Consider the following 4,395-nt stretch of genomic DNA (forward strand, 5'->3'; position numbering starts at 1 on the left):
CAAGGCCTGAATCACCGGATCGCAGTAATAGTGAGCAACCAGGACTGCGTCCTGCGCCTTTAACTCGGCGGCAATCGCAGCACGGTAATGCGCTTGCTCGTCCGCGCTCAGCACTTTGGGTTGCTTGGCGTCGAGGTGGGCCTGGACTAAAAGGCGTTCTGAAATCTGCGTCATGTTCGCTGGGACCCCAATAGCGCTTGTGCGCGGATGCCGATTGTACACCTGAACAAGACACACAAAAAAAGCCCGATCCACTCACGTTAATCGGCCCACTGGTTTCAGGCCTGGCGGATGGCGGCTGACGGCTGGCGGATGGGCAGTTCGACGCGGAAGGTAGTACCGACCCCCCGGGTGCTCTGCACGCTGATATGCCCGCCATGCTTCTGTACAATGCCGTAGGACAGCGACAGACCCAGCCCGGTACCTTGGCCCACCGGCTTGGTAGTGAAGAACGGGTCGAAGATCTTCTGCACGATGTCCGGCGCGATACCCGTACCGGTATCACTGACCTCCAGCCACACGCGTTCACCCTGGACACCATTGCGAAGGGTAATCGTACCGCGCTCTGGACCGATGGCCTGTGCCGCGTTGACCACCAGGTTCATGATCACCTGATTGATCTGCGAAGGTAGACATTCGATATCTGGCAACGGCTGGTAATCCTTGATCACATCGGCCTTGTACTTGACTTCATTGGCGACGATGTTCAGCGTCGAGTCGATCCCGCGTTGCAGGTTCGCCCATTGCCACTGCGGCTTTGCATCGACCCGGGAGAACTCCTTGAGGTCCTTGACGATTTGCGCGGCGCGTCCTGCTCCGTCCCTGGACTCTTGGATCATCAGGGGAATTTCTTCCTCGATAAACGGCAGGTCCAGGCGCTCCTTTAGGGCTCGCAATTCCTGAATGATTTGTGGCGAAACGATCTGGCTTTCGGCAGCCTTGTAGGCTTCCAGCACTTCTTGGAACTTGCAAAAGTACTGCGCCAGCGTGCCCAGGTTTGAGGAAATGAAGCCGATCGGGTTGTTGATCTCGTGGGCGATGCCCGCCGCCAATTGGCCCAGCGACGCCAGTTTCTCAGATTGCACCAGTTGCCCTTCGAGCTGCTTGCGCTCGTCGATTTCGCTCTGCAGCGCCTGGCTGGCCTGCTTGAACTCTTGGGTGCGCAGGTCTACCTGGGTCTCCAGTTCCTGCATCTTCAACTGGGCACGCTCGGTCATTTCCCACTTGCTGGTCAGGGCGTTGGCCAACTGCGTGACCTCGATATTGTCGAAGGGCTTTTTCAGGATCAACAAGCGATCGCGGCTCTCCAGGCGAGCCAACAGCTCGCCCCACGAGTAATCGGTGTAGGCGGTACAGATGACGACTTGCAAACGCGGATCTTCTTTCCATAAATGCTCGATGGTCTCCACGCCATCCCAGCCCTGGGGCATGCGCATGTCGACGAAGGCCATAGCAAATGGCCGCTGTTCGATCTTGGCCTGGCGGACCTGCTCCAGCCCTTGCTGGCCGCTGTAAGCGGAGCACGTCTCGAAGAGCACCGCCTGAGGCTTGGCTTCGTCACCAAACAGGGCGGCTTCCAGCACGTCCAGGTCGGGATTACCGCCGGAGCGGGGCGTGAGAATTTTTCGGTAGTCTTCGTGAATGGAGGGAGTGTCATCGATCAGCAGGATTCGCCGATTGGTTACATTCATGCTTCACCTGTCTCTTTTATCAGCGGAAACTCAAGGGTAAATGTCGCGCCGGTGCCAGGGCCGTCGCTATGGGCGGTCAATCGACCCTTCATTTCAACCGCTGCCAAAGCGCAGCTGTGCAGGCCGAAGCCATGGCCTTCCTTGCGCGTGGTGAATCCATGAGTGAATAAGCGCGCCAGGTTCTGCGGCGCTATGCCGTCACCTTCGTCCTTGACGCTAATCTGCAGGGTTGCACCGTCGATTACCCTGATGCTTAGCGTCAGCGCTCGGGCTCTATCGCTAGCACCGGCCATGGCGAACCGGGCGTTACTGATCAGGTTGACCAGGATCAGTAGCAGACGGTGCTTGTCAGCGATGATCTCCGGGACGTCGCCAAATTCGCGGCGTATGTTGACTTGTTGCTTGTGCAAGGCGCCCGAATTGATACGCAAGGCGTCTTCCATCAGCTCACTGACCCTTACCGGCTCGACCAGATTTGCCACCCCGGCATAGGATTGCTGAGTGGCGACGATTTCTTTTATGTGATCGACGCTTTTGGTCAAGTGACCGAGTTCGTCCGCGATGTTCTGCTTCTCCATCGCGATGGCCTCGACTAACTGGTTTAGATAGCTCGCAAGCATCCTGCCTTTGTCGTCTTCGGAGAGATAGTGACCCAAATCGTCGGCATGGACGTTGATCAATTGCATGGCTCTCTCCAGCCCAGCACTCTTACTGCTGCGGACCTGTTGCGTGATCATTTCGGCCGAGACGTTTACGCTGTTGAGGATATTCCCCACGTTATGCAGTACGTTCGTGGCAATTTCAGCCATACCTGACTGCCGGGCGGCGTCAAGCAATTCGCTTTGCGCATCCTTGAGCGCCTTGGTCCTGTCTTCCACGCGCCGCTCCAGGCTCTCATTGGCAGCTTGCAGGTCCTCATTAACACGGTTGATCACGTGGTAGCTGCGCATCAGGCGAATGCCCAGGAAAATTAACAGGCCCACGGAGATGACCGAGAAAATCCGCAGGTAAGAATGGTAACGCTGATCAATGGCCTCGGCCCGTTGCTGATCCTGGTCGAGCAAGGTGTTGATACTGTCCAGTTGCTCGGCTACCGGGAGGGCCGTGATGCGAGCCAAGAGGCTGTTTACAAGGGGCTGTTCGCGCAGAATCAAGGCGACATGACTGCTCAGATTATCGATCGCCGGATAAAAGCTTTGCGGGAGCATCGTTTTGTTAATCGACAGCTGATTGAGACCTAACAAGACCTCGGCGGCCTTATCGTCGGAGGTCGCCTGGGCAAACTCCAGGCAACTGAGCAACACATCGTAGGTGTCAGTGGCGATGTTTTGCGACGCCAGTCGTTCATCGGGGCTCAAGCTGGCAAACTGCTCCTGAATATCGTCTTCGGCCGTGGCCAAGAATGTTAAGGAGTTGCGTAGAACGGCGTTGTGAGACTTGAACTGCTCGACCAACCTGGCCTTTTCGGCCAAAGACTTAACCAATGCGTCGCGGTCGGCTTGCCACAGCGCTACCCGGTCGCTATCGGGCTCCCCCGCCGAGGCGATAAAACTCCCCCACAACCGCTGGATCTCGGTCAATGGCAATACCAGGCGATCGTAATCATGGGTCAAGGCGATCCGGCTTTTGAAGATCTCGGACTCCCACTGAGCGTTGAGTTGCTTGATTTGCCGGATCAGATCCCGTGATTGGATGTATGACTCGGCCTTGCCCATCTCGGACCGCGAATACAGGTATACCAAGCTCACCACCAAAGCCAAGGCCAGGATAGCCATTACCAACTGCCTGACCACCATAGAACGACCGTTCATAGCGGCTTGCCCTGCCATTCTCCTGTCAGCGTATTGAGGAACAGCACAATAAGTCGCTTATCTTCGTCGCTGGGGCGGCGACCCAGTTGGTACTTGAACATGATCTCCACGGCGTCAATGAGTGTTGGCGCCGAAGCGTCGTGAAAATACGGCGCGGTCACCGCTACATTGCGCAGGCTCGGCACTTTGAACACGTTGCGGTCTTCTTCTTCCCCAGTCACTAAGTAACGCCCCAAGTCGGACTCGGTCAACTGGCCTCTGGCCTGGAAGTAATCACCCATTACGCCGAACTTCTGGAACATGTTGCCACCGATGTTGACGCCTTGATGGCAAGCGACGCACCCGTAGTCCTTGAAGCGCTGATAGCCGTACTTTTCTTCAGTACTCAGAATATCAGTGTCGCCGCGTAGGTACTGGTCGAAGCGCGAATTAGCACTCAGCAACGTGCGTTCATAGCTGGCCAAAGCGTTTTGAATGTTGGCGACGGTGACTCCGTCGGCATATGCATTCTTGAAGTCCTCACGATAGGCGGGGTCGCGACCTAAGGCGGCGAGCACGGCTGTCCAGCTGTTGCCCATTTCCAAGGGGCTCTGCACCACTTGCTCAATCTGTTGTTCAAGAGTGTCGACCCGGCCGTTCCAGAATTGCTTGAAGTTCAGGCTCGCATTAAACACCGAAGGTGTATTGACCAGGGCGACTTTGCCGTTGGCGTTACTGGAGAACGCTTTGTCATCGGCTCCGCCTGTGGCCAGATGATGGCAGCTGGCACACGACAAGTTGCCATTGGCCGAAAGACGCACCTCGTTGAACAGCTTGCGACCCAGTTCGACTATGCCAGGGTCTTGGATGGGCGGTGCTGGGAGGGGTGTTAACGGCTCGTCGAGGACCTGCGC

General features: G+C 56.7%; 3 protein-coding genes and 1 pseudogene. All 4 read right to left on the reverse strand.

The window, feature by feature from the left end:
- Positions 1-174 (reverse strand): annotated as a pseudogene (locus tag M0974_RS05350) (quinolinate synthase); the annotation flags it as partial.
- Positions 175-278: 104 nt separating this feature from the next.
- Positions 279-1,691 carry an ATP-binding protein gene (locus M0974_RS05355; RefSeq protein ID WP_297833689.1) on the reverse strand — a complete coding sequence of 471 codons (1,413 nt, stop codon included), beginning with the start codon at positions 1,689-1,691 and terminating at the stop codon, positions 279-281.
- Complete coding sequence (locus tag M0974_RS05360; RefSeq protein ID WP_297833692.1) at positions 1,688-3,502, reverse strand: DAHL domain-containing protein; 1,815 nt, start codon at positions 3,500-3,502, stop codon at positions 1,688-1,690. The genes M0974_RS05355 and M0974_RS05360 overlap by 4 nt, the downstream gene beginning before the upstream one ends.
- Positions 3,499-4,395 (reverse strand): cytochrome c peroxidase (locus M0974_RS05365; protein ID WP_297833694.1); only part of this gene is annotated, 897 nt, incomplete at its 5' end. The genes M0974_RS05365 and M0974_RS05360, both read right to left, overlap by 4 nt.

The organism is Pseudomonas sp. (genome assembly GCF_026224925.1).
In the GTDB taxonomy this organism is placed as follows: domain Bacteria; phylum Pseudomonadota; class Gammaproteobacteria; order Pseudomonadales; family Pseudomonadaceae; genus Aquipseudomonas.